This is a genomic window from Nonomuraea sp. NPDC051941, assembly GCF_044593615.1.
In genome coordinates this window covers 1-1167 of sequence record NZ_JBIUCF010000150.1, presented here as the reverse complement: position 1 = coordinate 1167, position 1167 = coordinate 1, and the positions used below count along the sequence as shown (strand labels likewise).

The following is a 1167-nucleotide window of genomic DNA, read 5'->3' as shown; positions in this document are numbered from 1 at the left end:
TCCCCCCCCCCCCCCCCCCCCCCCCCCGCGCCCCCCCGCCCCCGCGCCCCCCCCCCCCCCCCCCCCCCCCCCCCCCCCCCCCCTCAGGAGATGCCGCAGCGCGGGGCTTGTCCGGCCGCAGACCAGCAGTGACTGCGCCAGGTTACGAACGGCAAGGCGGGTGCACGTTTCCTGTGGAGCCTGCCGTTCGGCGGCCAGCGCTGCCGTGCACTGATCGCGGCCGTCGGCCAGGTGGTGGACGCGGGCCAGGTCGGTGTAGTAGCGGGCGCACCGTTCGGTGGTGGGCAGGCTGGCGGGGCGGATCTGGTGGGTGGCGGCAATCGCGGTGCCGCCGTCGGCGGTGGCGTACTCGGTGGAGATGCGGTGGAGTTGTACGGTGGCCGGGGTGAAACCGCCGCCGTGTCGCGCGCAGCAGTAGCGGGCCTGCGTTGAGGCGGGCGGCGGTGGCAGCGGCCTCGTCGGTGAGCTCGCGCCAGCGGTAGGGGTCGCTCTCGAACTGCTGCTGGAAAGGCCACGCTGTTGGTGGGATAGTGATGACGGCCTGGAACGGCCAGTGGCAGCGATCGTGGCCTCGGCCCACAGGGAGAAGATCGCCGTCCGGCAGTACGCCGCCATGCACGCGCAACGGGTTCTGGACGCGGCCCGGGCCAGCAAGGACGTGTTCGAAGCGGCGCTGCAGGAGACGAACGGGCACGCGAACGACCTGCACCTGCGCGCCATGGCCAAGCGCTCACGTGCGGGCGGGCCCGCGCGTGCGGCGAGGGACGCGGCACGCGCCCACGAGGCGGAGCTGTCCGCGCGGGCGACCATGGTCATCATGGAGATCGGCGACCACCCATGGCCGAGGCGGTAGCAGCTTCCGCGGCGCGGAGACAGGCAGCGTCAGGGGCCGCCGACGGCAATGATCGGCGGCCCCTCGTACGTTTTCCTCTGATCATGTCGGACGGCGGCAGACCGGGCAGGTCGCGTCGGCCGCATCGACAAGACCCTGCACCTGCTGTCCATCCTCGACCCGATCGACGACTCCTACCACCGGCGGCTGAACAAGCAACTCACCGTCCAGGAATCCCGACACCGCCTCGCCCGCAGGATCTGCCACGGCGCAACCGGACAGATCCGGCAGGCCTACCGTGAGGGCCAGGAGGACCAGCTCGCCGCGCTCGGCCT

General features: G+C 72.8%; 1 protein-coding gene and 1 pseudogene. Both read left to right on the top strand.

The features are described 5' to 3' along the window. Window positions 1–553: 553 nt before the first annotated feature. A complete protein-coding gene (locus ACIHFD_RS67895) occupies window positions 554–853 on the top strand; it encodes a hypothetical protein (protein ID WP_397375975.1) in 300 nt (99 codons plus the stop codon). A 117-nt stretch (window positions 854–970) separates the two neighbouring features. Continuing rightward, window positions 971–1167: pseudogene (locus ACIHFD_RS67890) on the top strand (Tn3 family transposase); the annotation flags it as partial.